This is a genomic window from Micromonospora sp. NPDC004540 (assembly GCF_040610095.1).
Classification (GTDB): domain Bacteria; phylum Actinomycetota; class Actinomycetes; order Mycobacteriales; family Micromonosporaceae; genus Micromonospora.
The window spans coordinates 1-3716 of sequence record NZ_JBEXLR010000186.1; the positions used below are offsets into that span (position 1 = coordinate 1).

At 74.5% G+C, this 3716-nt stretch carries 4 protein-coding genes; 3 read left to right on the forward strand and 1 reads right to left on the reverse strand.

All coding sequences use genetic code 11. The features are described from left to right. Positions 1–140: 140 nt before the first annotated feature. Positions 141–1349, reverse strand: a complete 1209-nt coding sequence (locus ABZV78_RS31410; RefSeq protein ID WP_355644436.1) for a globin domain-containing protein — start codon at positions 1347–1349, stop codon at positions 141–143. 161 nt (positions 1350–1510) lie between these two features. On the opposite strand from ABZV78_RS31410, the gene ABZV78_RS31415 reads away from it, so the two are divergent. From ABZV78_RS31415 to ABZV78_RS31425, 3 genes are all read left to right on the forward strand, one after another. Continuing rightward, positions 1511–1948 carry an Rrf2 family transcriptional regulator gene (locus ABZV78_RS31415; protein WP_355644438.1) on the forward strand — a complete coding sequence of 146 codons (438 nt, stop codon included), beginning with the start codon at positions 1511–1513 and terminating at the stop codon, positions 1946–1948. Beyond that, complete coding sequence (locus tag ABZV78_RS31420; protein ID WP_355644440.1) at positions 1948–2580, forward strand: methyltransferase domain-containing protein; 633 nt, start codon at positions 1948–1950, stop codon at positions 2578–2580. Before ABZV78_RS31415 ends, ABZV78_RS31420 begins: the two co-directional genes overlap by 1 nt. 314 nt (positions 2581–2894) lie before the next feature. Then, a partial coding sequence (locus ABZV78_RS31425) for an ATP-binding protein (RefSeq protein WP_355644442.1) occupies positions 2895–3716 on the forward strand: 822 nt, incomplete at its 3' end.

A 3716-nucleotide genomic window follows, 5' to 3' on the forward strand; every position in this document is an offset into this window, starting at 1 on the left:
TTTTTTTTTTGGGGGGGGGGGGGGGCCGTTGTTCGTCGCGGGGGGGGGGGGGGGCGGGGGGGGGGGGGGGGGGGGTTTTGGGGGGGGGGGGGGGGGGCCCCCCCCCCCCCCCCGGCCCCGGTCGCTACGGTCGGCCAGCCTCAGCGCAGCATGCCCGGACCGAACACCTCGTACGCGATCCGGTCGGCCGGCACGCCCCGGCGCAGCAGGCCGCCCCGGACCAGGGCCATGAACGGCACCGGCCCGCACAGGTGCACGTATGCGTCGGGGGCGAGCGGGACCAGCGCAGGATCGACGAGCCCCTCCGCGATCTCCGCCTTGAGCCCGGCCAGTTCGCCGCCGGCTGCGTCCTCGTACCAGAGGCACACCGACAGGTTCGGCAGCCGCTCCTGGAGCGCGGGCAGTTCGTGGCGCAGCGCGTGCGCGGCGCCGGTCCGGTCGGCGTGCACCAGCGTCACGGGCCGCTCGGGCTCGGTGGCCGCCAGGTGTGCCAGCGCCGACATGGCCGGGGTCAACCCGATGCCGGCGCTGACCAGCAGCAGCGGCTCCCCGCCGCCGAGCGCGCTGACCTCGCCGAACGGCGGGCTGAGCCGGAGCGTGTCGCCGACGGCCACCCGCTCGTGCAGGAAACCGGAAACCATGCCGTCGGGCGCGCCGGCGGCACCGCGTACCCGCTTCACGGTGATCCGCCAGTGGTCGGCGCCGGGCCGGCCGGAGAGGCTGTACTGCCGGATCTGCTGGCCGCGACCGCCGTCCAGGTCGACCGCGACGGAGGTGTACTGGCCGGCGGTGAAGCCGGGCACCGGACCGCCGTCGGCGGGGACCAGGGTGAACGACACCACGTCCGGGGTCTCCGCCGTCTTCTCCGTGACCCGCCACTCGCGCCAGACGGAGCCGTTCTCCGGCACGCCGGCCTCGGTGTAGAGGCGCGCCTCCCGGGCGACCAGCTCGCAGGCCAGCAGCCAGTACACCTCGTCCCAGGCCGCCGCGACCTCGGGCGTGACCGCCTCGCCGAGCACCTCGGCCACCGCGGCCATCAGGTGCCGGCCGACGATCGTGTACTGGGTGGCGGTGATCCCCAGGGAGGCGTGCTTGTGCGCGATCCGGTCCAGGATCGGCCCCCACGGCACGGCGCTGCCCCCGGTCAGGTGCTCGGCGTAGGCGACCACCGCGCCAGCCAGCGCCGCCTTCTGCGTGCCGGTGGCCTGGTTGCTCCGGTTGAAGATGTTCAGCAGCTCGGGGTGGGCGGCGAACATGCGCTGGTAGAACCGACCGGTGATCGCCTCTCCGTGGGCCTGCACGGCGGGCAGGGTCGCCGTCACCACCGCTGCTGAGGATTCCGAAAGCACGATTACTCCTTGTGGCGTCGAACGGGTCGATCACCACTGAACAGGAATCTGAGATTCCTCTTCAGGGTCGAAGGTCCCGGGACCGGCGTGGCGTGGATCACCGCCGCGAACGGGCTGGTCGGCCCGTGTCGCGCCGGGCGCGCGCTGGCTAGGGTCGAGGCGTGAAGCTCAACCGGTCGACCGACATGGCCCTGCGGATCGCCATGCTGACCGCCGCGTCCCCGGTCCGGACCACCGTGGACGAGCTCGCCACCCAGCTCGCGCTGCCGCGCAGTCACGTGGCCAAGGTGGTGCAACGGTTGCAGCGGCTCGGCGTGCTGGTGACCATCCGGGGCCGCTCCGGCGGGGTGGCCTTCGCCGAGCACGCCGGGGAGGTGACCGTCGGTCACGTGGTCCGGGCCTTCGAGGGCGACGACGAGGTGGTCAACTGCGAGCAGCCGGCCTGCCCGCTGGTCGCCGGCTGCCGGCTGCGCGGCGAACTGCGCCGTGCCCAGGCCGCCTTCCTCGGCGTGCTCGACGGGGTACGCCTCGGCGACCTGGTCGACGGCGCGGCCGGTCCGCTGCTGCTCACCCTCGGCGCCTCGTCGGTCCGTACCTGATGGCCGTCTCGCATCCGATCTTCGCCCGGGTCTTCGCCCGGGCCAGCGTCGCCATGGACCGGGCCGGCGCGGCCGCGCACCGGCGCCACCTGGTCGCCGGGCTGCGCGGCCGGGTGGTCGAGGTGGGCGCCGGCAACGGCCGGAACCTCCCGCACTATCCGCCGACCGTGGCCGGGGTGCTCGCCGTGGAGCCCGAGCCGCGGTTGCGCGCCCTCGTCCGGGCCGCCGCGCCCGACGCCCCGGTGCCGGTGACCGTGGCCGCCGGGCTGGCCGAGGCGCTGCCGGTCGCCGACGGGAGCGCCGACGCGGTGGTGCTGTCGCTGGTGCTCTGCTCGGTGCCGGACCAGGCTGTGGCGCTGCGCGAGGCGCGCCGGGCGCTCCGCCCGGGCGGGCAGCTCCGCTTCTACGAGCACGTCGTCGCGGAGACCCCCGGGCTGCGACGGGCCCAGCGCCTCGCGGACGCCACGCTCTGGCCGCTGTGCTGCGCCGGCTGCCACACCGCGCGGGACACCGTGGCGGCGATCCGGGCGGCCGGCTTCACCGTGGTCGAGCTGGACCGGTTCCGCTTCCCGCCGTCGGGGCTGCCGGCACCGGCGTCGCCGCACGTGCTCGGCACGGCCGTCCGCCCCTGACCCACCGCGAGGCGTCCCCGGTCGGGGGGCGCCTCGCGGGTCGGGGTGGGTCAGCGTGACGTCCGCCAATGGATCGAGGTCCGGGCGGGCGATCCCCGAACCCGGTTCGGGAAGACACCGGCCGGGCATGTCGTTGTCGTGCACGGACGCCTCCTCGCCTCCGCGCACCCGCCCACCGCGCCGCACCGCACCGGGTGCCACGGCTCTGTCGGAGCGCCGGGCTAGGCTCGCTCCGGCGCGCCGCGCCTGGCGATCGACGTGGGGGATCGCACGGTGAACGGCACCACACCGCCGAGACCTGGGAGTACGACCAGTTGACCGCACAGCCTGAGACCCTGTACGGGGCCGACGACCTGACGCACCTGGAGGGCCTCGATGCCGTCCGGAAGCGCCCCGGCATGTACATCGGTTCGACCGACAGCCGTGGCGTGGGTCACCTCGTCAACGAGATCCTCGACAATTCCACCGACGAGGGTGTCGCGGGTCACGCCAAGAAGGTCGACGTGATCCTGCACGCCGACGGCTCGGTGCGCGTCGACGACGACGGCCGCGGCATCCCGACCGACGTGCACGCCAAGTCCGGCATCTCGGGCGTGGAGCTGGTGCTGACCCGGCTGCACGCGGGCGGCAAGTTCGGCGGCTCGGGCTACAAGACGTCCGGCGGCCTGCACGGTGTGGGCGCCTCGGCGGTCAACGCGCTCTCCCGGCGGTTCGACGTCACGGTCCGCCGCGGCGGCAAGGTCCACTCGATGTCGTTCCGGCACGGCGTCCCCGGGATCTTCGACGGTGACGGCCCGGACGCGCCGTTCACCCCCGGCCCCGGCCTGCAGATCGTCGGCGCCATGAAGCGCGGCCAGCGCACCGGCACCTCCATCCGGTGGTGGCACGACCCGCGCTACTTCGAGACCGGCGCGGCGCTCGACACCGAGGCGGTGCGGCTCAAGCTGCGCAACACCGCCTTCCTGGTCCCCGGCGTGGCCTACCGGCTGCGCGACGAGACCGGCGAGAAGGCCGTCGAGGAGAGCTTCCACTTCCCGAACGGCCTCACCGACATGGTCGAATACCTCGCGCCGGCCGGCGACCGCCCGGTCTCGGGCACTCTGCTGGTCACCGGCGAGGGCACCTACCGGGAGAAC